Raw genomic sequence first — 25,611 nt, 5'->3', positions numbered from 1 at the left:
AACAAAACCTTTTCTGGCGTAATGCCGCAATCAAATAAATAGTATTTTTGAAAATCATTTATTGATTTTTGAAACTGCTATCATGAAGACCGAACTGCTTTCTAAAGAAATGATCAGCCAGCTGCAAGAAATTGTGGGCGAGCCTTTTCTTTTTCTAGATGAAGAAACCCGAAATAATTATGGACATGACGAAACGGAAGATTATGTTTTTCCGCCCAGCGTAGTCTTAAAGCCCGCTTCTGCCGAAGAAATTGCGGCCATACTAAAGCTGGCCAATCAGTATGCTATTCCCGTAACGCCTATCGGAGGAAAGACCGGCCTTAGCGGCGGTGCCTTGAGCATCTACCAAGGTATAGGACTTTCGATGGAACGGTTTAATAAAATCCTTCATATCGACGAACAGAATCTTCAGGTTATTGTTGAGCCAGGCGTGGTAACCCAGACGTTGCAGGAAGCCGTTCATGAAAAAGGCTTGTTTTATCCGCCAGACCCTAGCAGTCGCGGCAGCTGTTTTATTGGCGGTAATGTGGCCGAAAATGCAGGAGGGGCAAGAGCCGTAAAATATGGCGTGACCAAAGATTATGTACTGAATCTGGAAGTCGTTCTGCCGACAGGCGAAATTATCTGGACCGGAGCCAATACGCTGAAAAATTCTACAGGTTATAATCTGACGCAGTTGATGGTAGGTAGCGAAGGCACTTTGGGAATCATTACCAAAATTGTCATGAAGCTGCTGCCAAAGAATTCTCATAATATACTGATGCTTGTTCCTTTCTTTAATTCGGGACAGGCTTGCGAAGCGGTTGCCCAAATCTTTAAGGCAGGCATAACGCCAAGTGCCTTAGAATTTATGGAACGCGATGCGATCGATTGGACACTGCGGTTTGTGGATGGTGTCAGCCTGAATATAAAAGACGAAGTACAGGCGCACCTGCTGATTGAGGTTGACGGCAATTATCCTGACGTGTTGTTTTCTGAGGCTGAAAAAATCACAGAAGTGTTGGAGCAGTTTGCTATCGATGAAATTCTTTTTGCCGATTCTGAAGACCAGAAAAATGCGTTGTGGAAGCTGAGAAGAGCGGTAGGCGAAGCCGTCAAGTCGAATTCAATCTATAAAGAAGAAGACACGGTCGTACCGCGCTATGAACTGCCGAAACTGCTTGAAGGAATCAAGAGCATAGGAAACAAATACGGTTTTAAATCGGTGTGCTACGGACATGCAGGCGACGGAAACCTTCACGTAAATATAGTCAAAGGCACCATGTCTGACGAAGACTGGAAGACCGAAATACCAAAAGGCATCCGCGAGATTTTTGAATTGACGGTTTCGCTAAAAGGTACCTTGTCTGGCGAACACGGCATCGGCTATGTACAGAAAAATTATATGGACATTGCTTTTTCGCCTGTACAATTACAGCTGATGAAAGGCATAAAGGCTATTTTTGATCCTAACGGCATCTTAAATCCGGGCAAAGTATTGCCGGATTCCTTATAAAAAAAGGAGCTTCAAACGAAGCTCCTTTTTTTATAGTGTGGCCGACTTGGCTTTTGGCAGCAGCTTGTTGGCCAGCTTGCCGATGGTGAGTCCTTGTACGATTATTGAAAATACGACTACAAAATAGGTAATCGCCAAGATGATTTTTTTATGCGGACCTTCTTCTATCGAAAGGGCCAAGGCAATAGAAACACCGCCGCGCAGCCCTCCCCAGACTAATATTTTTATGGTAGACGATTCAAATTTCTTTTTAAAAGGAATAATCTTGGTCGGAATCCAAAGCGATACAAAACGGCAAAACAGCACGATAAAGATACAGATAAGCCCGATAGACCAAAAGCTTAAGATGTTCGGGATAAGCAATAATTCAAAGCCGATAAAAAGGAAAAGGATGGCGTTGAGGATTTCGTCAATCAGTTCCCAAAACTTGTTCAGGTAATCTTTTGTAGTAGCCGACATGGCTGTCTTTTTTCCGTAGTTTCCGATAATGATTCCCGCAGCCACCATCGTCAGCGGACCTGAAATGTGCATGGCTTGGGCAATCAGATAACCGCCCATTACGACAGACAGCGTAATCAATACTGATACTTTATAATCGTCTACTTTTCGCATGGCTTTGCTAGACTGTACGCCCAGAACAGTTCCGAGCAAGAATCCGCCCAAGGCTTCGCGTATGAGCAGCCAAGAAACGTGCGGCAGCGAAAAGTCGCTCGCCGGGTCTTGTGCCAGCTTGAGGATTACGGCAAAAATTACGACCGCTACACCGTCATTAAACAGCGATTCTCCGGCAATTTTTGTTTCTAATGATTTCGGTACTTTGGCATCTTTTAGGATGCTCAGTACCGCAATCGGGTCGGTAGGCGAAATTAGGGCTCCAAACAGCAAGCAATAGATAAATGGCAGGTTGATATGGAGCAGGTCGGTAGCAAAGTCAAGAATAAGCCCGATAGCAAACGTAGAGATCAGCACGCTGATGGTAGAAAAGACCATGATAGGGCCTCGCTGCTCGCGCAGGTCTTTAAGATTAACGTGGATGGCGCCGGCAAAAAGCAGAAAGTTTAGCATGGCGCCCATCAATACTTCCGTAAAATCAAACTCGGCAATGAGTTTGGAGAAATTCATGAATGTTTTTGGAAAAATAGTACCGGTCACTACCAGCAGTATCGAGCTGATCATGGCAATAATCATGATTCCGATGGTGGCCGGAAGCTTGAGAAACCGAATGTTGAGGTAGGCAAAAAAAGAGGCCAGTACGATGAGTACCGAGAACGAGTAGTATAATTCCATAGTTGATTATATTGATGATTTTGGCATTCTTACAAATATAAAAAACGAGGGTTAAAACGGGCAGGGATTGGTTCTTTTTTAGAAAATTTTGGCAAAAAAATCCCCAACGAATTGGGGATAGCTAACTAATCTCTTTTTGGATTGTTTTTCTTTTCTCTTTTTTCCTCTTTTTTTTCCTTAGCGGTCTTTAGAGGTTCTTTTTTTACGTTTTTCTTTGCGTCTTGACTCTTTGCCATAATTTTTAGTTTTAGAGGTTAATTTTTTTGTATCACAGCTTCTCCTGCTGCAGGCCCAAGCCCCAGCTCGGTTTTTATTTTTTCATTAAAGATCATCGGAAAGATTTGGTCGCTATACGTCAGGTACTTCCATTCTTTGTTTGTTGTTTCGTCGGCAACGGCAATTAGTTTTGATCTTGCCTTAATGTCCATCGTTTTGTTTGGTGCATCATAAACAACATCTTGCGTATTCATGGTAGCCTTGAACGAATCGATGTAGGATTGTATTTCTTCTGCCGGAATCGGCTCGTCCCAAATGATCTTAAATGCAGTGTCGTGGTTGATTACAGAAAACGACTGGTTGCCGATTTTCTTAATGTCGCCAAAAACAAAATTCGGCGCTACGGGCATCAGCTTGACTTTAAAGCCTTCGTTTTCCTCAAAAGTCTTCTTCAAGGTAGTGAGCATGGTTTCTTTAGGAACGATGTCAAATAGTTTCGGATAGATCATCTCCATCATCATGGTATAGTCGAGCTTGACGGTAATATCGTAATACTTTTGCGCATTTGCCTTTAGCGAGCCTGCGTCTTGAGAGAATCCTTGAAAGGAGACCAACAGCACGGCGACGATATAAAGTAGCTTTTTCATGTTTTTTTATTTCAAATATAAATTAAAAATCCTCTGGCGGCGGGCTGGCAAGAGGATTTTATGTTTTATTTATAATTTTTGCTTATCGGTTCAGATAGCCTACAATCTTTTCTGCAATTTCTTTCTGTCCGCTGTCGCTGGTAAGATAGCCTCGGTCTTCTGCATTAGACAAAAAGCCTAGTTCTAAAGTTATGGCGGCAGTCTTGGCCTTTTTTAATACGGCAAACGGTGCAGTCTTTACGCCCCTGCTTTTCAGCTTGTCGGTAGACAATAGTGCGACCAATTCTTCTGCTTTGGCTTTAGAGTCTTCAAACTTTTCGTTAGCGTCGCTTACAAAGGCTTCAATGCCGCTGGCTGTTTCGTTTTTGCTTTGGTTTACATGTAACGAAAGTACCAGATCGGGCTGCAGCTGGTTGATCTTGTCAATCCTGTCCTGTAGTGAGCTAAACTCGTCATTGTCGCGGGTCAGTACAATCTCGATCTCGCTGTTTCGGTTTAATGTGGCAATCTTTTTGGCAATTTTTGAGACGATTTCTTTTTCGGAGTGGAAACCGTAGGTAGAGCCTATGTCGTGCCCGCCGTGTCCGGCATCAATCACGATTAATTTTTTACTGCCAGGTGTCGTAAACGACATTGTAAAGGCGAGCAGGGCGATTCCTAAAATTCTAAAGGTGTTTTTCATCATTTTAAGTTTAGGGTTGTAGTCTAAAACGATGAATGTATGAAAATATTTGCCAAAAAGGAAATAATCGTCGAAAAAGTCATGCCGCGTCTTTGCGTTTTCTCCAATCGGCGGCTGTCATCTCAAATTTAATTTCGCCTTTTCCGTGCAAGCCAATTTCTTTCCAGCCGCGTTTTCTATAAAAAGCTTCGGCGCGGGTATTGGGGGAGGTGCCGAGCCAGACCTTTTGGCTTGTCTGCGAGAAATACCAGTCGAGCATATCGTCGTGCAATTTTTTTCCGATGCCTTGCTGTTCATAATCCGGATGCAGGAACAGCGCCCAGATGTTGTTATCCTGAAGGTCGGCAATAGCAAAGCCTACGATAGCGCCGTCGATTTCGCATACCCAGCCTTTTCCTCTCGAAAAGAGAAATTCTTCGCAGTCTTTGTCGGTAACAAGGCCAGGGTCGGACAAGGTGTTTTCTTTGACCGAATTCCTGACTTTTTGTATTTGTGGGATGTCTTCTAGCTTTGCTTCTCTAAATTGTTTCATATCGTATTTTTTATCAAGTTCATGTGCAGGATAGGATAGGGCTTGCCGAATCCGTCTGTTTCTGAGACTTTGTAGGTCTGGAAACCGAAGCGTTCATAAAAGCCTACGGCCTGCGCATTGTCTTGGTTTACGTCTACTTTGGTAATCTTGAGTTCCTGCAGGGCATACAGCAACAGCGTCTTGCCGATGCCTTTTCCGCGGGTGTCGGCATGCACAAAAAGCATTTCGAGGTTTCCGTCTGCGGTGCCTATAAAGCCGAGTATCAGTCCATTTTCATCCTTAAGGCTTTTTAGGGTCACAGCGTTCAAGAACTGCGGCATCAGGTTCTTATAAAATTCAAAATCTTCTTCTTTCAAAAAATGGTGCGTGGCCTTAACGGCCGATTCCCAGACCTGCACGAGCCTATCGTATTCCTGTTCTGTGACGTTTTGTAGGGTATAATGTAGGGGCATTTTGTTTGTTCTTTTTTGAGCCGGACTTCTAAAATTTCAGAATCTCGTCGGCACTGTTGCATCGAATGTTGAGCGCTTCGCACAGTTCTTTAATGCGGGGCACGTCTTCGGCATATACAAGCATCAGCTGGATGTTGTCGCCATAGCTGTCGCCGATCTCGATAAGTTCCAGCTCGAGATATTCTTTTTTGATCTCGGCCGTAACCCACTGGATATAGTCGGCGGCATTGAGCTTTTTTTCATAGGGATAGGCCGGAAGGTCGCCTTCCAGCTCATCGACAATCAGCTCATGAATCTCGTCGATCTTGTCGCCGATAATCATAAACTCGCCAATTTCGTTAGAAACGGCATACTGCACAATGCCTTCGGGATCGGCTTCCAGCAGCCACTCGGCTTCGTTATCATCGAGATACTGCTTTGGATTGTCGACTGCCAATTGCAGGGCCGTCCACATATCGTCTTCGTTTTCGAGTTCAAAATCGGCCAAAAGCAGGCCGATGAGTTCTTTTATTTTTTCCATTGGTATTGAAGAGTGTTTAGGAGCTGTTTATCTAAGCTAAAGGTACTGAAAAGGCAGTATTAAGAGGTGTATCTTTGGCTGTTTTTATATCCATTTTTTGTATTTCTTCAATTATCTTTTCAACTGCAGTTCCATTTCCAAAAGGATTGTTAACCAGGCATTTGCTCTCATAATATTCTGAGTCGTTTAATAATTTTTTTGCTTCAGAGACAATAGCATCATGAACAGGACCTACTAAGATAGAAGACCCTATCTCTACTGCTTCTTGCCTTTCGGTAGAAAAGCGGGTAACCAAAACCGGCTTACCTAAATAAGGAGCTTCTTCTTGAATGCCTCCAGAATCGGTAATAATAAGGTGAGAATTGTCTAGTAAGTATACAAAGGATAGGTAATCAATCTGGCCGACAAGAAATACATTTGGAATACCTTCAAGTTCTTGCTCAATATGTTTTTTGCTATTTGGATTGTGGTGTATCGGAAATAATACCTGAATATTTTCTGTAGCTACCAGCGTTTTTATAGCCTTACATATATTTTCAATTCCTTCGCCATGATTTTCACGACGATGGGCAGTAACTATCACCAGTTTTTTATCTTCTTGCAGGAAAGAAAATTTTTGCAGTACTTCTTTTTTCAAGGAAGGATCTTGCTGCATTCTTTCTTTTATAAAGAATAAGGCATCAACACCTGTGTTGCCGCACAGAACTATATTTTCTTTCGGAATGTTTTCATTTAATAAATTTTGCTGTGCTCTTGTTGTAGGAGCAAAATTTATGTTGGAGATCATTGCGGTTACTCTTCGAGACATTTCTTCTGGAAAAGGCGAATAGATATCACCTGTTCTCAAGCCTGCTTCTATATGAATTACTTTTACTTTTTCGTAAAATGCGGCCAAACAGGTAGTGAACGAGGTAGCCGTATCACCTTGCGAAACCATCAAGTCGGGCTTAAATTCGACAATGAGTTTTTGCAATCCGATTAAGATTTTTGCGGATAGCTCGCTAAGGCTTTGGTTGGGCGACATGACATTTAAATTATAATCGGGTTTTACTCCAAAAACAGCAAGGGCTTGATCCATTATTTCAGCATGTTGGCCGGTAGAACATATGGCTACTTCGAATCCTTTTATCTCGCGTAATTTTACTGCTAGAGGAATTGTCTTAATTACTTCTGGTCTGGTTCCAATAACGACTAGTATTTTCATGTTTTTTTATAAATTTCTAAAGTTTGTTGTGCTATAGATTCCCACGAATATTTTTCTCTGAATTCGAGGGTATTGATTGGCAGATTTGTATCAGGCCAATTATGGACTATTCTGGTAATTTCGTCTGCTATTTTTTGAGCATCCTTTTGGGGTACCAGCCAGCCATTTTCATTTGTTTTGATGATTTCGGGAAGCCCTCCGACATCAGTTGCCAGGACGGGTATGCCGCAAGAAATCAGCTCAATAGAAAAGAGGCTCATTCCTTCCATTAGTGACGGAATAACCCCAATATCGCTTATGTTTATAAGTGGGATTAATTTATCGTGGTCTAGATTTCCGTAGAGCCTAAAATCGACGCCTATGCATCTGTCTAATTCTGATTGGACTTGTTTTTTATACAATTGGAAGTCTTCGGCATCATTTCCGGCAAATAAAAAAACAGATTTCTGCTTTATGTCATCGCTTAATAAATTGAGTGCTTTTGCTAGATATAGCACTCCTTTTGTAGGCGCCCATCTTCTAGCACATAAAAACACTACTTTTTTTTCTAGCCCCTGTTCTGTTTTTAATTTTATCTTTTCGTCAGACGCAATTTCTTTAAAGCCATCGGTATCAAATCCGTTAGAAATAAAATAACTGTTATTCTGGAGAGGCAGTAGGTTCTGGCTTGGGGCAATAATAGCATTAAAATGTGCCAAGAAATGACTTTGCAGATAACGGGTTATTCTGGTTTTTTGGAGGAACAAATATTCTCCGTAATGATTCGTAAAGATGATCTTGAATTTTTTTGAAATTTTCCGACTCAGCCTAACGCTTGAAAGATAATCGTGCTGGTGTATGATATCTGGATTAATATCTTGTACCAGCTTTAGTTTTCCAGAAACCCTCAAATTTTGCCGTAGTCTTTCAAAAGGCGTAATTACAAAGCCCAGGCCTCCGCTTTCGAAAGTTTTAAGTTTCTGGGCTATCTTATAGACAGGGTCTTTGACTTCTAACATATGCCAATCAATACCGTTGCGGTTTTCAACAGTCAGATGGTTTCTGTTCGATAAAGAAAAAGTCAGCACGCTAGGCATATGCCCTAGTTTTTGCTGTTGCTGTACCAGATATTTAATATGGTATTCGACGCCGCCTATCTGCCCTTCATTTTTTTCGCGATAAATATGTAGAATTTTCATTAGATATGCCTGCTTATGTTTTGTAAGCTTTCTATTGTATAGCCCTTACTTAGGCTTATTTCTATCATTTGAGAAAGAATTTCTAGTTCTTTAATACCGATATAAAACGGATGATCAAATACCATCTTATAATTTCCTTCGGTGTCTAGCTGCCTTTTAAATTCAGACAGAATTTCTTCGGATGAATAGCCTAATGCTCTCAAATTTTCGACAAATCCAACGTTTCCGTGTTTTCCTATTACATTGGTTGGAAAATGGATAAAGCCCGAAACTTCTTTATTGGGCTGGTGGGTAGCAGAATACTCATCGGCTAAGATGGAGAATCCTCTTTGTTTGAGCAGTTTTTCTATTCCGATGGGCGACTGCCAGCATGGCGAGGCAAAAGAAACAGGAGCTGGAAGCTGTTGCTGCCTGATATGGCCCAAGCCATAGTCTATTTCTTGAAGGATTTTTTGTTCACTCCAATTTTTAGCATTTTTCTCCCACAGGGCATGATTTTTTCCGCCATGTAGTCCCAATTCATGCCCATGCGCTATTATATCGTGAAGTATAGTTTTATGAACAGCTCCGATCCTAGGATTGAGCAGCAACGCTGTAGCGCTATTGGCGGCCCCCAGCTTGCTAAACATAGAGAAAGTTCCATTTGCTGTTTTTTTGCCCGAAAATTGTGCTTTGATCTTTTCTCTTAAAAATAGGGAGCGGTCAAACGATCTTCCCATACTTACAAAAAAGGTACCCCTTGCATCATAGGCTTCAAATAGCTTAAGCAAATTAGGGACGCCTTCTCTCAGGCAGATATGAGTATCTATATCGAATCTAAAACAAATATATTTTTTCACTTAAGAAATTCTAAACTATTTATATCAAACAGGCTTGCATGGATTTTATTGCCTACTTTTTTAAAGAAGATTTTAAAGATAGAAAATTCTTTCATTCTGCAAGCGTTTTGTGCTAAGAATGCTAATCTTGCGTGTTATTGAATAGTATTAATTACTTACTTGTGTTTTTACGCCAATCATAAGAAAAACTTTAAATGAAGCATTAAAATTATACTATCTTTTTAATGAGAAATGCCCTCTATATTCTTTTCCATCTGCTTTTGTTATTACAAACCAATAATCGTCTGACGGAAGATCTTTACCGTTATACTTGCCATCCCACGCATTTTTATGATCTAATTTTTTTAATAGTTTTCCATAGCGGTCAAAAATGACTATTTCTAGACCGGGTTCGAAATTTGAAAGCTTGATGCTCCATAAATCGTTATGCCCATCGGCATTTGGAGTAAAAAATTTAGGATACATTAATAAAAAAACATCCTCTTTTACAATTCCGCATTCATTTTTATCTTTTACATATATGGTATAGACGCCATTTGCCAAGCCTGAAAATATATTGCTGTCTTGATAGTTAACTCCATCAATTGAGAATTGATAGTTTCCGACACCGCTTACATTTATTATGATTACATTATCATTGTCTGTAAAATCTTCAGTAAGCACGCTGGTAATTGTAGCAATATTGGATAGTATTACTGAAAAGGTTTTAGTCGTAGAGCAAATCTGGCCGCCATAATCATAAGAAGCGGTTAGCGAATAGCTGCCTGGATTGGAGATAACAATAGAACTTGTTGTGGCACCTGTTGACCACAGATAGCTATCAAAAGAGTTGCCGCCATTTACAACAACAAAGCTGTTTTCGCATACTATTACTGTATCCTTTAGAGTTGTAATGACAGGAGCATTTAAGAGAGAGAAAGTAATCTTGGCAACACTATAGCAGTTTTCTGAAGATACAATGCTAACAAAGACGGTATTGTTAGTGCTTGATATTTCGTAATCAGTATAGTTGTGAATTTCATTGCTGAGATTTAAGTTTTGCGCGTCACTTATAGTAGTGAAATAATGAAATTCATAATTTGAGGGATTATTAACCACATAGCTGTTATATGTTGCTAAATTTACTTTTTCGGTATTGTTGTTTGATAAATCGCAAATAAAGGCTTGGTAGTCATTTACTAAAGGATTCGTAGAATAATTCGAATTAAAATTGATACTAGCTGCTTGCGAAATACAGCTTCCGTTTTTAATGACTATGTCAAAAGTATAATTACCCGATAGATTTGAAATAGTATTGTTTGTAGACCATGTGACGCCGTTGTCAAAGCTATATAAATCTGCTATTGAAGTTATTGTAACAGTTCCATAACTATTGCATCCAGCATTTACAATCTGATAATCGGGAGGAGCATTTCCGCTATCGATTAAAACAACTAACGCCGTATCTGATTCACAATTAATGCCATTCCTGATTTTTATGAAATAATATCCTGGAGATAAATTAGATGCAGTAGCATCTGTGGTCCAAGTCATGCCGTTGTCAAAGCTGTATTCTTGGGCATTAGTAGTAATAGTAATGCTTCCATTGTTAGAACAGAAGGCATTCTGTACGGTATAATTCACATCAACGTCCCATATATAGTCATTTAGAGATACAAACTCAGAATACGACATACAATTTTGCGCATTCTTGATCCGTATCTGATAAAACCCTCCAGGTAGATTGGTAGCAGTATTGTTGGTGGTCCAAGTGCCGCCATTGTCAAAACTATATTGAGAAGCCTCTGTCAATACCGTAATAGTACCTAATGCTCCGCAAGAGGGTTGGGTAAAAGAAATTTGGGGCATTGGTAAAAAAGTGGTCCATAGTTCAACTACACCAATTTGAGATACGCAGAGTTGCGTATTTCTGATCTTGACGTTATAGGGTCCGGCCGGTAAATTAGTAAAGACAGGATTTGTTGACCAAGAGTATCCATTATTTATAGAATATTCATGTGCGGGTGTAGTCACCGTTATAGTTCCGCCTACACCGCAGCTGGGATTTGTAAAAGTAAATTCGGGTTCTGGCAGAAGAAAAGGATACATCGTTATATACTTGGGAATGGTAACACATCCGAGCGCTGTTCTTACTCTTACTTTATACGTATGATTATAGCTTGGAGGCAAGTTATCCAGTACTGGGTTTGTTGTCCAGGTTACTCCATCATCAAAACTATATTCTTGGCCAGGAGTCGTGACTGTTATAGAACCATTGGTCTGGCATCCTGGCTGTACTACTATGACTTGTGGCTCGGTATAGACTGTTGATAGAGGCGGATAGATTAAAGAAACATATCTTGCATTTGAGATACATCCGTTTTTCTTAATCACCAATTTAATCGGATTGTAATAGGCCGTAAAATCTCCTTTTGAGGGATTAGTTGTCCAAGTAGCCCCATTATCAAAACTAAACTCGTCTGCAGGAGAAGTGATGGTTATTGTAGTAGTGCCCGGAAAACATGGAGATTGGACAAAACTATATTCGGGAACATCCATAACGGTATTGACGTTGTATTTTGGGCTTATCTTGCAAGAACCGCTACTACTTATTTTAACTTGATAATTGCCAGTATTTGCGAGCCCATATGCAATTGGCAACGCAGCATTAGTAGCACCTACTAGAGCTATACCGTCTCGATACCATTGATAAGAAGGGGGGCTGGGCTGGCCAGATTCTATAGCAGCGGTAAGCACTAGGCTATTTTCGCAAAAATTTCCGACCGCAGTAACGTGCACGCCCAAACTTGACGTTGTGTTTAGCATAATATTGTCAAAGTAAAAATAAGGAAAGCATAAAGTATAATCGAGTTCATTGAGATAGCTTTCTGGGGCATTATACTGCGAGCCAAGCATTATTGAATTAATGTTTGCGGTAGGCGTAAAGATTATCGAGAGTTGTCCCCACTTTTTAGAGGGAATGTAAGTTGCCGTTCCCAAAGGCTGCCATCCCACAGGAAAAAAATTCGAATTTGAAGGCGTAGTATTACAGTCTGACCTTCCGTATAATGTGATGTCGATTTTTCCGGCGTTTAAAACATTGTCATTGCAAGTGTCGCCTATATTAGGCTGCGTGCTTACAATTCTGCCCGAAGTAGAAGAGGCGATATCAAAATTTAATTGATATTTTGTGCCTGCTAGCAGCGGAGCATTTGTGCAAGTTGCTATGTATTCTTTATAATCTTTTGTAACTAATATTCCGGCTACGCCATTGCCGTTTGAGGCTGGAAATGGATAAACTCCTGCCCCTATAGCAGATGCCGGTATGAATCCGCATGAATTAATATAATCTGATGTGGCTGAACTTGGCGCGAACCAGCTTGATGCGGCGTTAAACTTCGACCAATCATTTGGACAAAAATTCATCTGTTCGAAACCAGGGTTATTCACCAAACTTGATACAGATGTGCCGTTGCAGGCACATTCACTATCATTTAGATCTATTTTTCCATCTCCATCATCATCAACGCCATTATTGCAATTTTCTTGAGAATAAGCAAAGGCTGAGAAAAGAAGAAAGGTTATGAAGAGGAGGTTTTTTTTAAAGTGCATTATAGTTTGTTCGTTATTCTAAATTTGTTGTTGTCTGTAATGATAATTCTAGGTTTTTGGCCTAGCTATTTTTATAGGGGAGTACTTTTTTTGCACAATTTTACGTAATAAATATCATATCTGCTAGAAATATAGGAGTTATCAATAGTATACAGTTTTAGCAAATTGGTTTGACTATAAAGTTGTCTCGCTCATTCTTTAAGAAAGCTCTCTTTGCTATGGTAGGCCCGCCTAACGGCCAAACCTAAATTAAACAAGACATATGATAACAGCAAGCATAAATAGCCCCAGATGTTGATATTTCTTGCCATAGCATCGCCTTTTTCAAGAGGATTTGAGTCAAAATAAAAGATAAGTACCAAAAAGTAGAATAGCGCAAACATCGTGGTGCTTGCAGGCAATGTTATTTTTGTCTTGATACGAAGCAGCAACAGCAAGATAAATGCTATGCAGGCTGCTATTATGCAGTTTAGTATGATTAAGAGCGGTGCCATCCCAGCTGCACCGCCCGGATATTCTGGATGAGAAACTAAGAATGCGCCAAATATCACAACGCTCAGCACGCTTATAATGACGTAGGAAAAAAAGTGTTTGATGTAGTAAATCATAGCTTGCTTTGGATTGGCTTAAATGTAAATTATTTTTGTAAAGTAATCTGTAAAGTGATAAATAAAAACCACTCAAGAAGTGGTTTTTATTGAATTCAGATTTAATAATAGCATGTTTTTATTTTTCTTTATCTGATTTGATTTTATAGATAAAATAGGCTGTGCCCACGATGCCAATTACTAAATACATTGGACCCGCATTAGGTGATTTATTGAGGCTAAATGCCACAGAGCACATGAATATAAATACTACTATTTTGATAAAATGTTTCATCTTGTTTCTTTTAAACTGTTACAAAATAACCCCAACAGAAGATGTGGTTCTAATACAAATGTTTCATTTATCCTCTTAATTTCATAGCGAGAAGTAATAAGTGGTCGAATATCGGCGTAAGTGGTCGGTTTTAGCCGATAAGTGTTTTTTAGGCTTGTCAAAACTCCAGCTATCTAAACGGCAAAGCACACCTACATGCCACCCCAGGCCTACCTTGCCCAACCTCAAGGTCTCCCTACATAAAAGGCTAGGCCAACTTAGGTGTAGGGCTAGGTACTCTTACCTATACCCCTAGGCATAGCTTGCCTAAGAGCTAGGCCGACCTAGATGACAGGCAAGGTATACTTAGATGCAGGGCAAGGCATGCCTACCTAGCCCCCAAGCTATACCTAGCCCAATAGCAAGGTCTGCTTAGGGGATGGGCTAAATGCTTCTCCATTTTTCTTAGGCAGACATAAAAAAAACCTGCCGCAGCATTTGCTACGACAGGCAACCTTAAAATTAAATATGGGAAAGATAACAAGGTATTATTCTATAGGAGGCGAATCTAGCGGTGGCTCTCCATCTTTTGTAGGTTTCTTTTCTTCTTTTGTGGGTTCGGGATTTTCTGGCTCTTGCGGAGTCCTGTTGCCAAAACGGGCGTTCCAGTCGTCAACTTCTCTCATGGCCAGATCAATAGAAGCGTCGTGGTTTCGGGCAATCTTGAGATTGGCATGGTAGCGGTCTGCAAAGGTCATAATGTCGGTAGCAGTGCCCAGGCTAATTTCTTGTATCACTTCTAGTGCCTGCAGCAAAGCCAAGCGATTGGATTCGAGCCTGTCATAATAGTCTAGGTGCGTCACGAGATCATCGGGAGCATCAGAACGGCTCAGGGCATCTGGAAACTGGTTGGCGATTCTTGAAATTAGGCGTACATAGCCTTCGCGGTCTTCGGCCATAGAACGGCCTGCTTTTTCGCTGTCTGTCATGTAGACTCTAAAGCCTGACAATGGAACCAAGGCAGCATTGATTGCCGTAGTGAAGTTGTTGGTTACTTCTTGTGGCGGAATTGTAGAAATAAACTTTCTCATTATTAATCATGTTTAAAATTACTACTCTATTGTGGCGTTTAGGGGTAAAAATCAATTCAATTTTACGAACTTATTTTGTAACATGCAAGCCTTGTAATGTTAAAAATGATTGCTTCTTGTGAAATTTTATCTTAGCAATTGCCCGAAGACAACTGCTGTTCTTGCACTTCTTGCAGATAGGCCAAGAGAAAATAAATGTCTTCGATAATAGTCTGGAAGTTATCGGGCAGTACCAAATCTTTTTGGTTGAGGTAATTAAACAGCACATAGTGCAGGCTTTTTTGTAGGCTGTGAGGTGTGGTAAATTCGAAGAGTGTGGCGTGGGCTGGGTCTATTGTTTTCATGTGTAAATATTTGAAAACAAAGGTGAGAGATTATTTTTGAAATGTTGTCATATAGGAAGTTGACACAGTGGATTTTAAGAAAAAAAAATGATAGGCGTATAGTTACTAAAGGCAAGATTAGTTAAAAATCAATTTTGATATATCCTAAAAGAGAGGAAACACTCACGATTATAAAAATGGTACCCACAAAGACCATCAAAACCAAACTGCCATAATTGGAGTCCTTTTCTTTTGCGAGTATAAAGTTTTCTGGATGGAGAGGGTCATAGAGAACTGCTACCGGCCTGTCTATGTTTTTTTTGAAGGAGGTTATCAGGTCTATATCAGAGGAGGCATAATAATAGGGTTGCTTTTTGATGTATTCGCCTTCTAGTGTTTCAAACCCTATAACCGGTATTTTGCCTCCTTCATTTCCGGCCTCATAAGACAAGATCCTGCCGACAGATCGGATACCGTTTTTTCCAATGTGTTTTAAAAATAAGAAATAATGGATACCCATAAAAAGCACCAAGGAGCCTAATTGTAAAAAACTAAGGGCTGGTTTATAAAATGCGAAAAAGGCAAAGACTATTATAAATACTACCCAATACTTTTCGATAAATTTCATTTTGCTTTTAGTATTACAATCTTTAATTTTCAATAAAAGTCCATTCGTTGTTTTTAAATTCAAAAGTGTTTATTGGCCTACTCATGCAAGAAAATGCCCACTTATAATCTATGACGGCTCTCTTAAAGTGGCGGTCAAAAATGGGCTTTTGGAGCGATAGTATACCGTTTGGACAAATCTTAATAATAGAATCATTTTTATAGTTAAAGTCTTCTAGGCTAATGATTTTGACGCCGTTTTCTTTGAGCGTTTGCGGATCTAGTTTAAATTCTCGAGACCAATTGACCAGACTGTCCAATTCTGCATTGTTGCGTAGCTTTAGCTTTTCCATTACAATATTTTCAATTTTTGGAGAAAGGCTTTCGGCATAAGCCATCGCGATTAAAGATCTTTTAGGGATTGGAAACAAACACGAGCAATTTGAGTCTTCGATAACTTTGGCCATTAATTCATTGGCTTTTTTATTGTAAAGTGCTGTTGGGTCTGTAGAGTTGCCAGAACAGCCAGCCAACATGAGCCAGCCAAGGAGGAGAAATAGGGGAGCTGGTTTAGGCATAGTTTAGGTTGGTTTGCTGTTGTTAATATTAGGGCCGTATTTTTATATAGCCTAAGAGAGAGTTTATACTGATAACTATAAAACGGTGCCAACCAACGCTAACAGCCAACCGGCACTGCCTGCTATCAAAGATAATAATTCTTCAATATAAATAGTAAAAGTCTTGCTATATAAGCAATGCGGCAGTGGTTTTAATAAAGTTTTATAAAAATTTTTGCCAGAATTAAAATGTTGCTATCTTGCCGCGCCAAATATTTTAGCAAACTAACTCATAAAATTAACGAATGAACACAAAAATCAAGACCCTCGTTTCTCTTTTTATTTTTGTCCTCTTCATGGGATGTTCTGGCGGCGATGACGGCGGATCGAACTGCGGCAAGGTAGAATCGGTTTCTTTTTATACCTCTCCTGTCAGCGCTACCCTCAGCTTTATGCCAGGCAGCAATGCCAACTCTTTTAGGATAGAGTATGGCGCGACCGGCTTTACGCCAGGATCCGGAACGGTTGTGGTGACTTCTAACTCGCAGCAAGAAATTACGGGCCTAACGCCTTCTACAACTTATGATTTTTATATCACGGGCATTTGCAGCGCTACCGAAAACAGCGCTCCTTATAAGCTTTCGAGCGTGACCACCCAAGCCAGCCAGTGCGTGGGCAGTACTACGGTACAGATAGGACAGTTTTATCCAGATGCAGTCGATCTTCAATTTGCTTTTACGGGCGGGTCTGCAGATCACTTTGAGGTAGAATATGGCCTTGCGGGATTTGTTTTAGGAACCGGAACTCGAGAGACTACTTCTTTTGGAAGTTCTTCAAAAACAATTTCGGGTATCCAAGCTTCTACGGCTTATGATTTTTATGTGCGTTCGTATTGTTCTTCGGGCGAAACGACTGCTTTTGTCAAATATACGTATACCACGATGGGCTCTTGCCCAAAACCGGTTAATTTAAACAGCTGGAATATTTCTGGAGCTTGCAATGCAGGAATGGGAGAGACAAGGGCTTTTTCATGGAGCTATCTGGGAGGCAACCCTCAGAGCTATACGATTTCTATCGTTCAAGAGGCTACTGATAATCCAGCAAATGGAAATACTTTTGAAACTTCTAACACCTCTATTTCTATTTCGAACATGTACTGCTTATGGAATGCTTTTTATGTAAGAGCCAACTGTACGGGTTCTGACAGAAGCGAATGGGCTGGTCCTTATTACTTTTAAGAAAGTATAGGAAATTCTAAATATAGCGCGGGCTTCTATTGGAAGCCCGCGTTTTTTGTTAGTCTCGATTAATTTTTAATATAAAATTATCGGGTTAGAATACTGATCATGCCATCTATTCCTCGCTTGCCATACAATCCAACACTTGTGTCCTTTGAAGTAGCTTGCATGTCTTTTATATTTAAATCGTTTAATGTTTTCATAAGTTGATTTTCAGTATAGGAAACTATTGTATGATTAACCATCAAAATTGGGTTCAGGCCTAATTGGTCATTAGCTATCTTCTCCTTTAGATAAAGTTCTATGTCATATTGTTTTTCACCAGCCGCATCAACTTTATAATCTTTATCTTCATCAACTACAAAGCTGTTTTTTCTAATGATTTTCCAAAATTTTTCGGCCCAAAATCCTTTATCCCAAATGTCTTTTTTTTGGTTTAGAATAGTTTGTAATATAATTTTATGTGTATTTTGTTCAAGTAATATAACAGTTAGAAAGTGTAAGTCATGAGGCAACTTGGATGTTTCTAGTTTTTTAATAAGCGAGTTGTTAAAAGATTTTAAATCTATAGTTGTATCTTCTTTAATTACCTTTAAAAAATTCCACAAATCTAGAGATTCTAGCTTTTTTATGCTGTCATTTATAGCATACTCTAGCTCTTTTTTAGGTAACATTTTTAGTTTGTTGTAATCATCATTTTGCGAAAAGCAAAATATTGGAATTATTAGTAGAATAATTAATTTCATGATAATTGGGATGATTATTATATCTAACGCAACATTAAGGAAATAATCTATAAATAGCTGATAGCGATATGATTTATCTGAAACAATTATATTACTTAGGCTGCATCTGTTGGAACATTGCAGGATTGGTTATAATCATATAAATAGCTACAGCAAATATAAGTCCTAGGTACAAGATAATACCTACTGCCATAAGCAGGAGCACCTTTATGATGACGTCGCTTATGCTTTTTTGGGAATAGAATTGCTTATAAAACCATGTCATGATAATTGGATAGATGATAAATGTAGAGCCTATTACTACAAGCATGAACGTATCGGGACTGTCTTTTAAAAAATACATTATGGGTGACAAGAGGACTATCGAGATAATAGTATATAAAATCTGAATATAGGTATTCATGATTATATGCTCGTAATAATTCTGGCCCCATTTGCGGAACACTAAGACCGTGACAATTGAAACTATCGGAATCAATAACAGCATTAGGGCAGAACTGTAGCTAGACATTACGGATGTTAGGTCATTCATCCATGAGACAGCTATTTTTTGCTCTGTATGCGCTGCAAAGTACCGCTCCATTACAGAATTCATATCGATAATCTTAAAGGATATGAAGGCTGAAATACCGCTCAATACAAAGGCCATCAAAAGGGGTTTGTAATGGTTGACCCTGTTGCCGTCGATAAAATCTCTTGCGGTCTTTCCCGGAGCCTTAATGATATTTTTTAACGAATAAAAAAAGCCTTTGTTGGTATGGATGACCATGTACTGTACCTCGTCGGTCAGGTATTTTCGGTCAATCCTTTTGTATTTTTTCTGTCCGCAGTAGGTGCAAAAATTTTCAGTTATAAGATGGTTGCAGTTAAGGCAAGTGTTTTCCATTTTGTAAAAGTTTGGCAGGAGGTTGTTAGTTAGAGTTTCGCGATTTGATTTCGGTATTCAGTTGTCCCAATCGGATAAAGCTTGGCAGCAATGTCAGCATACAGCCCGGAATAACCGCAAAAAGCGCAAAGTTTTGGTTTTTGATAATCAGAAATAAGAGTCCGCCGCAGGCTAGGAGCATTACAATGCCAAACCCAATCACGACTCCTTTTAATTTGTTTTTTTCTTTATGGAGTTCTTCGAGAGTTAATTCGGATAATTTATTTGTTTTCATAATGCTGTTGGTAGGTTGGTAGGTATTTCATAAATGTTTCCAAATATAATAAATCCCCGACTGCAATTGCAACCGAGGATTATTATTTCTCAATTAAAGATTGTCTATAGAGCAAGCAGTTGGCTTGTTTCCTTAATCAACGCCTGCATCAGTTCTCCTGCTTTATGATGTTTTAAGGTAGCCGTGTTTTGTCCGGACCAAAAGCTTACCATATCTGTTCTTCCTTGTTCTAGTGCTGCTACTTTTAGAGGAGCTATCAACCTAGTCTGTAACGGAAAAGGAAGCACTTCGGTCTCAAATTTTATTTCGTCAGATATTTTGTTGGCAATCATTCGGCCCATTCTTCCGGTAAGGGATTTTGTTAGGGTCGTATGTTTTGAGCCGTCTGAAAACAGCAGGTCTTTGTGTAAAGGCGTAGCGCCCGATTCGTCTGTGGCAAGAAAAGCCGTGCCTAGCTGTACGGCATCGGCACCTAGCATCAGCGCCGCGGCTATGCCTTTGGCATCTGCAATACCTCCAGCCGCAATAATAGGCGTAGCGGTTTTTGCTTTTAACTGCTGTATCAGCGCGAAGAGTCCGGTTTGTGAATCTTGGGCGGGCCTAAGAAAAGAAGGACGGTGGCCTCCGGCTTCAAATCCAGCAGCTACGATAGCGTCTACTTTGGCTTCTTCTAACGCCAGTGCTTCGTCGAGGGTTGTTGCTGCGCCGACTGTTTTTATCCCGAGCCTTCGGGCTTCTGCAAGGATTTCTTTGGAGGGAATGCCAAATATAAAACTGAACACAGCTGGGCGGATTTCAAACAGCGCTTCTACCTGTTTTTCAAATTTGGAAGGAATATCCGTTGACAGTTCCGGCAAGGGAATTCCAAGCTCATCAAAATAAGGCTTGAACAGAATTTTTACTTTTTCTAACGATTCTAGAGAATAGTTTGCTAAGCTTTTATCCACGTCTGACACCCATAAATTAATGTTATAAGGCTTGTCCGTTTTTACTTTTATGGTCTTGGCGGCTTCCAGTATTTCTTCGGGAGTGATTGTATACGCTCCATAGCTTCCTAGTCCGCCATTATTAGATACGGCAGCCAAGAGTTCGGCAGTTGAAAACCCGCCGCCCATAGGCCCTTGCAGGATAGGGTATTGGATGCCCAGCAGTTCTGTTATTTTGGTTTTATTCCACATCACTTACTCGTTTACGTGTGTTAATAGCTTGTTTGTGATGACCCACTGTCCGTCAATTATTGACAGGCTGAGCAGGTCATAATAATTGTATTCAAAGATAGGAACGCGTGTTTTGGCAATAGCAATGGTGTTGATAATCTCTATCGACAAGATTTCCATGCCAAATGCAGCTCCTAGTTCGCTCGGACTCTTCCGATTTTTTACGCCTTCTAGATATTGGTCGAGTGTTTTGAAATAAGGCTCTCCTTTAATGTCGCCAGATAAAAATGCCTGCGGGTGAAAAACGCTTTTTAGCAAATCGACGTCACCTACAAAAATACCATTAAAATAATCTTCTAGTACAGAAGTTATGCGCTTTCTGTTTTCATTCGTATTTTTCATCGTCTTGTTTTTTTAGTGAAACGGTTATCACGAAATGCGGTGGCCTGCTACATGTCCGCCATCCAGATTGATAATCTCTCCGGTTACAAAATTGCTTTCGGCAAGATAAAGAGCTAGCTCGGCTACGTCTTGGGTTTCGCCGATACGGTTGAGCAGATGCAGCCCGGCCAAGCTGTCGGCATCGGCCACGCCTGTTTTGGCTTGCAACGGACTTCTTATGATGCCTGGCGCTATAGCGTTGACACGGATATTGTTTCTTCCGAATTCAGCGGCAAGCTGTTTCGTAAGTGCATGGACGCCCCCTTTGCTCGAAATTGGAGCAGTAGCAGGAAAGCCGTCTATGGCATGGTCAACCAGTACCGTGCCTATGTTGATGATGGCACCGCCGCCTTGTTGCAGCATCTGCCTTACAGCAGCCTGACTGGTAAAAAAGGTGCCTTTGAGGTTGATTTCCAAAAAGCGGTCAAGGTCTTTTTCTTCTACCTCTAGAAAGGGCTTAGGCTGAAATATGCCAGCGTTGTTAATTACTACATCTACTTTACCAAAACGGCTAACGGCAGTTTCGACCAATTGTTTTCCTACGGAAGCATCGCTTATATCTCCGGCTACGGAAGCCAAACGGTCTGCATGACCGAGCTCTTTTTGGGTTCTTTCGAGGTTGCTCGCGTTGGCCGAGTTGATTACTACATTATATCCTTTGTCTAAAAATAATTTTGCGATGGATTTTCCTATTCCGGTAGATGCGCCTGTTATTATTGCTGTTTTCATTGTTGTAAGTTTTACGAATTATTTTTTCTGTGCAGTTATCCCTTTTTCACGAAGGACGGAAACTTGTTCTCCGGCAAAGCCCCAGTCGTCAAGTTCTATTTCTTGTATGACCACGTGGGTAAGACTAGGGTCTTTGTCTAATACGTCGGTGATGAGGTTTGTGATGCCTGCAATCAGCTGTTGTTTTTGTGCTCTTGTAACGCCTTCACGGGTTACTTCAATTTTTACGTAAGGCATGATTTCTAATTGTTTAGATTAAGATCAGATGGCTTTTGCCACGAGATTTACATTCAATTCAAATTCATTGTAGATTAAAGTGTCGCCCAGATTGGTAAAGAAATTACCAGAACGGAATTTCATATCGTATTTGGTACGGTCGATGAGGATCTTGCCGGAAGCTGTGAGCGTTTCTCCTGTAACAGTTGTTTTCAAGTCAAACCCAATAGAATGGGTAATTCCTTTTATGGTCAGGTTGCCTTCGACATGATAGCTGGTTTCTGAATGTTGCCTAACTGAAGTGATTTCTAGAGAAGCTGTCGGGAAACTTTCGCTAGAGAAAAAGTCGTCTGATGCTAAATGGCCTGCAAATTGTGCGTTGGTTGCCGGATCGGTAACATCTAGAATGATAATTGAGGTAGTGTCGATGCTAACGTTTCCGCCTGAAAGCTTGCCGTCGTTAAAAATAAAATTTCCCTCTTTGATAGCAATTGTACCGTTATGTGCTCCGGTTACTTTTTTTCCTATCCATTCGACTCTGCTTTGTTGTGCTTCAATTTTAAAATTTTGTGTTTTCATTTTTCTGTACTTTAAATTGTTATTAATTTATAGTACAAAGGACGGAAGGAAATATAGGGGAGCTAGGTGACATAGGTCACATTCTGCAGAGGACTATTTTGAGGAAGTGTATAATCGGCTTAGTGTTTCTCTTGAAACCCCTAAATAGGCAGCAATCAGGTGTTTCGGGACCATGTTATAAAGGGCAGGGTAGAGCGCCAGAAGTTCTTCATAACGCGTCTTGGCATCATTGTTCATGAAAGAAAGCAATCTTTTTTGAGCCGCTACATAGCCTTTGTTGGTACGCCATCGAAAAAAATGCTCGACTTGATGCAATTCGTTGCAGATTTTCTCTCTGTCTTCGTTAGAAATTGAAAGGACTTCGGCATCTGAGATGCAGTCGATGCAGATGGTGGCTTTGGTGTTGTTGTATAGAGCGGCATAATCAGACGTCCACCAAGTAGGCATTGTGAATTGGAGGATGTGCATCTTTATGTTGTCGTTGACAAAAAAAGCTTTTAGGCATCCTGAAAGGACAAAATATTCTTTTTCGACTAGGTCACCCTCGCTAATAATGACTTGTCCTTTTTTGAAAGTTTCGGATTTGAAATGCGAAAAGAAATAGTCAAACTCATCGTCTGTTAATGAAGCTGTTTTTGCTATGTGCTGTCGTAATAGATCTTTGCCGTCCATTTCTAAAAGTTTAGTTTAACAAAATTAGTATTAAAAGAGATAGAAGTGTATTTATGAATTATGAATTATGAATTATGAATTATGAATTATGAATTATGAATTTTAGAAATTAATAATCCCCAACTGTAGGGTACAACTAGGGATTATTAGGTAAAACTAAAATCATGTTGGGCTTATTTTGCGTATTTCCAGAATCGGCCTTTCCCTTCCGCAATCCACTCTATGGCTTCTTCCATTCTTTTTTCGCGCGTGGCATCGGTTTTGGCATCGGTTATCCAAATGTTGTATTCTTTCCTAAAGGCTGGAGATTTGCTGTCGAAGACTTGTTTTGCTTTTGGGTTGGATTCTAGTTTTTTGATAAAATAATCGGGCGTTTCGACAACTTTTGGCGTGTCATTTTTCTTCATTGAAACTTTTATGCCTTTTTCATTGAGTGCCATCGCTTCTTTAAGCAGAGCGACAAACTCGACATCGTCTGGCAGATCAGACAGGCTGGTAATTTTGCCTAAGTATCTTTCGACAGGTTTTAGTTTTGCCTTGTCTTTTAGGCGAGGGTCGCTCAATAATTCAGCTTTTATAAACGTAAAGGAGCAATGGTTCTTATAGGAAGCCATGACCGCCATAAAGTCGCCTTTGTAATCGAAGTGGGGAATGCCCCATTTGATGGCTTCTACAACCTCTGGGCATGTGGCATGAACCAGCTGTCGCCAGTGGTTTAATATAGGCTGGGCAAAATCAGCAGATTTTGCGATATAGTCTTGTACTTTGGAATCAAATTGTGCCATTGTATGCTATTTTGCTAAGGTTGCCAATAGATCGTCAAGTCTTTCTAGTGTCGAAAGCATTCCTTCTTCCATTCCCATATTGATAACGGTTTCTAAATCGGAAAGTGATTTATACGTCACGATAGTCTCGACGATAGCATTTTCGCCAAAATCTTGAAAGGAAACATTCCATTTGGCGCGTGGCAGTTCAGTATTGATATTGCCATCAGGATCAGAAAAAGCATCAAGCGCTTTGTAGTAGTCGATCGGGTGTATTTCGGTATATTCCGTCAGTCCCCAGTATTCTGTACCGTTTGGTTCCACCATAGCATAATGCCAGTGGCCGCCTTTGCTAAAATCCATAGACTTGGTTTTAGTCGATAATGGCTTTGGCGCAAACCATTGGTCTAATAATTCGCTTTTGGTGTAGCAGTCCCAAACCAACTGTCGGTTTGCGGCAAATTCGCGTTTTACGGTTAGGGTATTGTTTTGTTTGTCGACGATGAAGTCAAATTGCAGGTTTGGTTTCATTTTTCTTGTTTTTTGATTGTTAGTAATAGGTCGTCAAGTTGGCTGAAGCGGCTTTCCCAGATTTTCTTGAATTGTTCGAGCCATTTGTCTATCTCTTTCATTTTGTCAATTTCGAGCTGGTAATAAATTTCCCTGCCTTGCTGTTCTTGCTTTACGAGTTCGCACTCGTTTAATATCTTTAGGTGTTTTGAAACGGCTTGGCGGGTTGTGTCAAAATGCTCAGCAAGAGCATTGGGCGTCATGGGCTGCAATGCGATCAGAGCGATAATTGCTCGTCTTGTTGGGTCTGCTATGGCTTGAAAAACATCTCTCCTCATTGTTTTGTTTGTTTAATTAAAGCAACTAATTGGTTGCAAATATATGTGCAACTTTTTGGTTTCGCAAATTTTTTTCGTTTTTTTTTTAAATAAAAACTCCCCGAATGTTATAATCGGGGAGTTGTATTAAAATTATGGTTTTGAAAATTCTCCAAAATGCCACAGTACGCCAGAAGGATCGTGTAAGAAGCATTCGCTACCCCAATCGTTGTGGCGGATAGGAGTGAGCCTTACGTTTTTATATTTAGCAGGCAGGTCTAAAGCCAAAAGATCTTTCCAGCAGGTTGCTACGTTTTCAACTTCTAAAAAAAGCATAGTATTGTCTACCCAATCTTTGACATAGGCATCCTGCAGATAGAATCCTAGTCCTTCTTGGGTCTTAAAGAAAGACATATTAGGAAATAGGACTACTTCTTCAAAGCCCAAGTCTCGGTAAAAACTGCGCGATACTTCAAAGTTTTCGGCTCCAATAAAAGCGCGGATTGAGATGTTTTTAGTTTTCATAGTTTTCTTTTTACAGTACGTTTAATTGAAATGTTATCTGCCGAATCGTATTTATATGAAGGATCTTCGGATACTTCAATTGTCATATTTTTATACTGGCGTCAATTCATTTATCAATCTTATGAAAGTTTCCCTAAAGCTTCCAAAGTAGAAGACACAAAATGAATCTGCCCTGTCTTATTGCTTTCAAAAATAAAGTCTTTGATACTCTTGCTTTGGTATTTGCTAAAATCACCAACAATTGCCAAACGAACGCGGTAATTTGAAAACTTTTGGAGTATTTCGCCAGCGATGCCTGTCTTTAAGTCAAAAAAGCTCGGAGTAATATTCTTTTCATGGAGTATAATTGTGCCAAAATCTTGATAATAAAGATTGCCCAACAAATCCAATCCGTCTTCGGCAGTTTCGATTACTGTTGTGTCTGAAATTATTTCGGCAATTCTGGTCTCGTTTATTATATGAGTTTCGATTTTCAT

At 40.1% G+C, this 25,611-nt stretch carries 31 protein-coding genes; 2 read left to right on the top strand and 29 right to left on the bottom strand.

All coding sequences use genetic code 11. The features are described from left to right. Window positions 1-82 precede the first annotated feature (82 nt). Entirely contained in the window at window positions 83-1,495 is a 1,413-nt protein-coding gene (locus tag OLM56_RS16625) for an FAD-binding oxidoreductase (protein ID WP_264527769.1), read from the top strand. A 30-nt stretch (window positions 1,496-1,525) separates the two neighbouring features. On the opposite strand, the gene OLM56_RS16620 is transcribed toward OLM56_RS16625, so the two are convergent. The 15 genes from OLM56_RS16620 to OLM56_RS16550 form a co-directional block, all read right to left on the bottom strand. After that, window positions 1,526-2,782 carry a cation:proton antiporter gene (locus OLM56_RS16620; RefSeq protein WP_121374890.1) on the bottom strand — a complete coding sequence of 419 codons (1,257 nt, stop codon included), beginning with the start codon at window positions 2,780-2,782 and terminating at the stop codon, window positions 1,526-1,528. 254 nt (window positions 2,783-3,036) lie between these two features. Continuing rightward, the gene (locus OLM56_RS16615) at window positions 3,037-3,645 is read right to left on the bottom strand and encodes a hypothetical protein (RefSeq protein ID WP_264527768.1); all 609 of its coding nucleotides are present in this window, start codon (window positions 3,643-3,645) and stop codon (window positions 3,037-3,039) included. 82 nt (window positions 3,646-3,727) lie between these two features. Continuing rightward, window positions 3,728-4,327, bottom strand: a complete 600-nt coding sequence (locus tag OLM56_RS16610) for an N-acetylmuramoyl-L-alanine amidase family protein (protein ID WP_264527767.1) — start codon at window positions 4,325-4,327, stop codon at window positions 3,728-3,730. 79 nt (window positions 4,328-4,406) lie between these two features. After that, entirely contained in the window at window positions 4,407-4,859 is a 453-nt protein-coding gene (locus tag OLM56_RS16605) for a GNAT family N-acetyltransferase (protein ID WP_264527766.1), read from the bottom strand. Continuing rightward, window positions 4,856-5,311 (bottom strand): GNAT family N-acetyltransferase, encoded by a 456-nt coding sequence (locus OLM56_RS16600; protein WP_264527765.1) that lies wholly within the window; start codon window positions 5,309-5,311, stop codon window positions 4,856-4,858. Before OLM56_RS16600 ends, OLM56_RS16605 begins: the two co-directional genes overlap by 4 nt. Window positions 5,312-5,339: 28 nt before the next feature. Continuing rightward, window positions 5,340-5,831, bottom strand: a complete 492-nt coding sequence (locus tag OLM56_RS16595) for a hypothetical protein (RefSeq protein WP_264527764.1) — start codon at window positions 5,829-5,831, stop codon at window positions 5,340-5,342. A 31-nt stretch (window positions 5,832-5,862) separates the two neighbouring features. Continuing rightward, entirely contained in the window at window positions 5,863-7,035 is a 1,173-nt protein-coding gene (gene wecB, locus OLM56_RS16590; RefSeq protein ID WP_182492492.1) for a non-hydrolyzing UDP-N-acetylglucosamine 2-epimerase, read from the bottom strand. Further along, entirely contained in the window at window positions 7,032-8,213 is a 1,182-nt protein-coding gene (locus tag OLM56_RS16585) for a glycosyltransferase family 4 protein (RefSeq protein WP_182492491.1), read from the bottom strand. Before OLM56_RS16585 ends, wecB begins: the two co-directional genes overlap by 4 nt. Further along, window positions 8,213-9,052: a polysaccharide deacetylase family protein gene (locus OLM56_RS16580; RefSeq protein WP_264527763.1), complete on the bottom strand. Its 840-nt coding sequence runs from the start codon at window positions 9,050-9,052 to the stop codon at window positions 8,213-8,215. The genes OLM56_RS16585 and OLM56_RS16580 overlap by 1 nt, the downstream gene beginning before the upstream one ends. A gap of 213 nt (window positions 9,053-9,265) precedes the next feature. Further along, a complete protein-coding gene (locus OLM56_RS16575) occupies window positions 9,266-12,643 on the bottom strand; it encodes a T9SS type B sorting domain-containing protein (protein ID WP_264527762.1) in 3,378 nt (1,125 codons plus the stop codon). A gap of 191 nt (window positions 12,644-12,834) precedes the next feature. Further along, entirely contained in the window at window positions 12,835-13,251 is a 417-nt protein-coding gene (locus OLM56_RS16570) for a hypothetical protein (protein ID WP_264527761.1), read from the bottom strand. An 801-nt stretch (window positions 13,252-14,052) separates the two neighbouring features. Continuing rightward, on the bottom strand, window positions 14,053-14,595 hold the full coding sequence (locus OLM56_RS16565) for a hypothetical protein (protein WP_264527760.1): 543 nt from the start codon (window positions 14,593-14,595) through the stop codon (window positions 14,053-14,055). Window positions 14,596-14,726: 131 nt separating this feature from the next. Further along, window positions 14,727-14,939: a hypothetical protein gene (locus tag OLM56_RS16560; RefSeq protein WP_264527759.1), complete on the bottom strand. Its 213-nt coding sequence runs from the start codon at window positions 14,937-14,939 to the stop codon at window positions 14,727-14,729. A gap of 121 nt (window positions 14,940-15,060) precedes the next feature. Continuing rightward, window positions 15,061-15,546 (bottom strand): DUF3592 domain-containing protein, encoded by a 486-nt coding sequence (locus tag OLM56_RS16555; RefSeq protein ID WP_264527758.1) that lies wholly within the window; start codon window positions 15,544-15,546, stop codon window positions 15,061-15,063. A 22-nt stretch (window positions 15,547-15,568) separates the two neighbouring features. Further along, complete coding sequence (locus OLM56_RS16550) at window positions 15,569-16,102, bottom strand: hypothetical protein (RefSeq protein ID WP_264527757.1); 534 nt, start codon at window positions 16,100-16,102, stop codon at window positions 15,569-15,571. 284 nt (window positions 16,103-16,386) lie between these two features. On the opposite strand from OLM56_RS16550, the gene OLM56_RS16545 reads away from it, so the two are divergent. Further along, window positions 16,387-17,319: a fibronectin type III domain-containing protein gene (locus OLM56_RS16545; protein ID WP_264527756.1), complete on the top strand. Its 933-nt coding sequence runs from the start codon at window positions 16,387-16,389 to the stop codon at window positions 17,317-17,319. 86 nt (window positions 17,320-17,405) lie between these two features. Here OLM56_RS16545 and OLM56_RS16540 read toward each other — a convergent pair whose 3' ends face one another. The 14 genes from OLM56_RS16540 to OLM56_RS16475 all read right to left on the bottom strand — a co-directional run bounded on the left by OLM56_RS16540 (window position 17,406) and on the right by OLM56_RS16475 (window position 25,611). Continuing rightward, complete coding sequence (locus tag OLM56_RS16540; protein ID WP_264527755.1) at window positions 17,406-18,065, bottom strand: hypothetical protein; 660 nt, start codon at window positions 18,063-18,065, stop codon at window positions 17,406-17,408. A gap of 91 nt (window positions 18,066-18,156) precedes the next feature. Further along, window positions 18,157-18,951: a DUF3667 domain-containing protein gene (locus OLM56_RS16535; protein WP_264527754.1), complete on the bottom strand. Its 795-nt coding sequence runs from the start codon at window positions 18,949-18,951 to the stop codon at window positions 18,157-18,159. Window positions 18,952-18,976: 25 nt separating this feature from the next. Continuing rightward, a complete protein-coding gene (locus OLM56_RS16530) occupies window positions 18,977-19,225 on the bottom strand; it encodes a hypothetical protein (RefSeq protein ID WP_121374875.1) in 249 nt (82 codons plus the stop codon). A 104-nt stretch (window positions 19,226-19,329) separates the two neighbouring features. Next, complete coding sequence (locus tag OLM56_RS16525; protein WP_264527753.1) at window positions 19,330-20,403, bottom strand: NAD(P)H-dependent flavin oxidoreductase; 1,074 nt, start codon at window positions 20,401-20,403, stop codon at window positions 19,330-19,332. 3 nt (window positions 20,404-20,406) lie between these two features. Further along, window positions 20,407-20,784, bottom strand: a complete 378-nt coding sequence (locus OLM56_RS16520; protein ID WP_182492474.1) for a nuclear transport factor 2 family protein — start codon at window positions 20,782-20,784, stop codon at window positions 20,407-20,409. Between the two features lie 27 nt (window positions 20,785-20,811). Further along, window positions 20,812-21,552 (bottom strand): SDR family NAD(P)-dependent oxidoreductase, encoded by a 741-nt coding sequence (locus OLM56_RS16515; protein ID WP_264527752.1) that lies wholly within the window; start codon window positions 21,550-21,552, stop codon window positions 20,812-20,814. Window positions 21,553-21,570: 18 nt separating this feature from the next. Then, the gene (locus OLM56_RS16510) at window positions 21,571-21,789 is read right to left on the bottom strand and encodes a tautomerase family protein (RefSeq protein ID WP_182492472.1); all 219 of its coding nucleotides are present in this window, start codon (window positions 21,787-21,789) and stop codon (window positions 21,571-21,573) included. A gap of 24 nt (window positions 21,790-21,813) precedes the next feature. Continuing rightward, entirely contained in the window at window positions 21,814-22,347 is a 534-nt protein-coding gene (locus tag OLM56_RS16505; protein ID WP_182492471.1) for a YceI family protein, read from the bottom strand. Window positions 22,348-22,440: 93 nt separating this feature from the next. After that, complete coding sequence (locus OLM56_RS16500) at window positions 22,441-23,019, bottom strand: Crp/Fnr family transcriptional regulator (protein WP_264527751.1); 579 nt, start codon at window positions 23,017-23,019, stop codon at window positions 22,441-22,443. Between the two features lie 173 nt (window positions 23,020-23,192). Beyond that, the gene (locus OLM56_RS16495; protein ID WP_264527750.1) at window positions 23,193-23,804 is read right to left on the bottom strand and encodes a YdeI/OmpD-associated family protein; all 612 of its coding nucleotides are present in this window, start codon (window positions 23,802-23,804) and stop codon (window positions 23,193-23,195) included. Between the two features lie 6 nt (window positions 23,805-23,810). Further along, complete coding sequence (locus OLM56_RS16490) at window positions 23,811-24,314, bottom strand: SRPBCC family protein (protein ID WP_264527749.1); 504 nt, start codon at window positions 24,312-24,314, stop codon at window positions 23,811-23,813. After that, on the bottom strand, window positions 24,311-24,631 hold the full coding sequence (locus OLM56_RS16485; protein WP_121374866.1) for an ArsR/SmtB family transcription factor: 321 nt from the start codon (window positions 24,629-24,631) through the stop codon (window positions 24,311-24,313). Before OLM56_RS16485 ends, OLM56_RS16490 begins: the two co-directional genes overlap by 4 nt. 132 nt (window positions 24,632-24,763) lie before the next feature. Next, window positions 24,764-25,135, bottom strand: coding sequence for a glyoxalase (locus OLM56_RS16480; protein ID WP_264527748.1), 372 nt, complete (start codon window positions 25,133-25,135; stop codon window positions 24,764-24,766). Window positions 25,136-25,254: 119 nt separating this feature from the next. Continuing rightward, complete coding sequence (locus OLM56_RS16475) at window positions 25,255-25,611, bottom strand: DUF4180 domain-containing protein (protein ID WP_264527747.1); 357 nt, start codon at window positions 25,609-25,611, stop codon at window positions 25,255-25,257.

Source organism: Flavobacterium sp. N2550 (genome assembly GCF_025947265.1).
Classification (GTDB): domain Bacteria; phylum Bacteroidota; class Bacteroidia; order Flavobacteriales; family Flavobacteriaceae; genus Flavobacterium; species Flavobacterium endophyticum.
This window is presented reverse-complemented; position numbering and strand designations above follow the sequence as displayed.

Excerpts from the sequence above, each read along its gene's own strand:
- OLM56_RS16625 (WP_264527769.1), top strand. The coding sequence starts at position 83 with ATGAAGACCGAACTGCTTTCTAAAGAAATGATCAGCCAGCTGCAAGAA.
- OLM56_RS16620 (WP_121374890.1), bottom strand. The coding sequence starts at position 2,782 with ATGGAATTATACTACTCGTTCTCGGTACTCATCGTACTGGCCTCTTTT.
- OLM56_RS16615 (WP_264527768.1), bottom strand. The coding sequence starts at position 3,645 with ATGAAAAAGCTACTTTATATCGTCGCCGTGCTGTTGGTCTCCTTTCAA.
- OLM56_RS16610 (WP_264527767.1), bottom strand. The coding sequence starts at position 4,327 with ATGAAAAACACCTTTAGAATTTTAGGAATCGCCCTGCTCGCCTTTACA.
- OLM56_RS16605 (WP_264527766.1), bottom strand. The coding sequence starts at position 4,859 with ATGAAACAATTTAGAGAAGCAAAGCTAGAAGACATCCCACAAATACAA.
- OLM56_RS16600 (WP_264527765.1), bottom strand. The coding sequence starts at position 5,311 with ATGCCCCTACATTATACCCTACAAAACGTCACAGAACAGGAATACGAT.
- OLM56_RS16595 (WP_264527764.1), bottom strand. The coding sequence starts at position 5,831 with ATGGAAAAAATAAAAGAACTCATCGGCCTGCTTTTGGCCGATTTTGAA.
- wecB (WP_182492492.1), bottom strand. The coding sequence starts at position 7,035 with ATGAAAATACTAGTCGTTATTGGAACCAGACCAGAAGTAATTAAGACA.
- OLM56_RS16585 (WP_182492491.1), bottom strand. The coding sequence starts at position 8,213 with ATGAAAATTCTACATATTTATCGCGAAAAAAATGAAGGGCAGATAGGC.
- OLM56_RS16575 (WP_264527762.1), bottom strand. The coding sequence starts at position 12,643 with ATGCACTTTAAAAAAAACCTCCTCTTCATAACCTTTCTTCTTTTCTCA.
- OLM56_RS16570 (WP_264527761.1), bottom strand. The coding sequence starts at position 13,251 with ATGATTTACTACATCAAACACTTTTTTTCCTACGTCATTATAAGCGTG.
- OLM56_RS16565 (WP_264527760.1), bottom strand. The coding sequence starts at position 14,595 with ATGAGAAAGTTTATTTCTACAATTCCGCCACAAGAAGTAACCAACAAC.
- OLM56_RS16560 (WP_264527759.1), bottom strand. The coding sequence starts at position 14,939 with ATGAAAACAATAGACCCAGCCCACGCCACACTCTTCGAATTTACCACA.
- OLM56_RS16555 (WP_264527758.1), bottom strand. The coding sequence starts at position 15,546 with ATGAAATTTATCGAAAAGTATTGGGTAGTATTTATAATAGTCTTTGCC.
- OLM56_RS16550 (WP_264527757.1), bottom strand. The coding sequence starts at position 16,102 with ATGCCTAAACCAGCTCCCCTATTTCTCCTCCTTGGCTGGCTCATGTTG.
- OLM56_RS16545 (WP_264527756.1), top strand. The coding sequence starts at position 16,387 with ATGAACACAAAAATCAAGACCCTCGTTTCTCTTTTTATTTTTGTCCTC.
- OLM56_RS16540 (WP_264527755.1), bottom strand. The coding sequence starts at position 18,065 with ATGAAATTAATTATTCTACTAATAATTCCAATATTTTGCTTTTCGCAA.
- OLM56_RS16535 (WP_264527754.1), bottom strand. The coding sequence starts at position 18,951 with ATGGAAAACACTTGCCTTAACTGCAACCATCTTATAACTGAAAATTTT.
- OLM56_RS16530 (WP_121374875.1), bottom strand. The coding sequence starts at position 19,225 with ATGAAAACAAATAAATTATCCGAATTAACTCTCGAAGAACTCCATAAA.
- OLM56_RS16525 (WP_264527753.1), bottom strand. The coding sequence starts at position 20,403 with ATGTGGAATAAAACCAAAATAACAGAACTGCTGGGCATCCAATACCCT.
- OLM56_RS16520 (WP_182492474.1), bottom strand. The coding sequence starts at position 20,784 with ATGAAAAATACGAATGAAAACAGAAAGCGCATAACTTCTGTACTAGAA.
- OLM56_RS16515 (WP_264527752.1), bottom strand. The coding sequence starts at position 21,552 with ATGAAAACAGCAATAATAACAGGCGCATCTACCGGAATAGGAAAATCC.
- OLM56_RS16510 (WP_182492472.1), bottom strand. The coding sequence starts at position 21,789 with ATGCCTTACGTAAAAATTGAAGTAACCCGTGAAGGCGTTACAAGAGCA.
- OLM56_RS16505 (WP_182492471.1), bottom strand. The coding sequence starts at position 22,347 with ATGAAAACACAAAATTTTAAAATTGAAGCACAACAAAGCAGAGTCGAA.
- OLM56_RS16500 (WP_264527751.1), bottom strand. The coding sequence starts at position 23,019 with ATGGACGGCAAAGATCTATTACGACAGCACATAGCAAAAACAGCTTCA.
- OLM56_RS16495 (WP_264527750.1), bottom strand. The coding sequence starts at position 23,804 with ATGGCACAATTTGATTCCAAAGTACAAGACTATATCGCAAAATCTGCT.
- OLM56_RS16490 (WP_264527749.1), bottom strand. The coding sequence starts at position 24,314 with ATGAAACCAAACCTGCAATTTGACTTCATCGTCGACAAACAAAACAAT.
- OLM56_RS16485 (WP_121374866.1), bottom strand. The coding sequence starts at position 24,631 with ATGAGGAGAGATGTTTTTCAAGCCATAGCAGACCCAACAAGACGAGCA.
- OLM56_RS16480 (WP_264527748.1), bottom strand. The coding sequence starts at position 25,135 with ATGAAAACTAAAAACATCTCAATCCGCGCTTTTATTGGAGCCGAAAAC.
- OLM56_RS16475 (WP_264527747.1), bottom strand. The coding sequence starts at position 25,611 with ATGAAAATCGAAACTCATATAATAAACGAGACCAGAATTGCCGAAATA.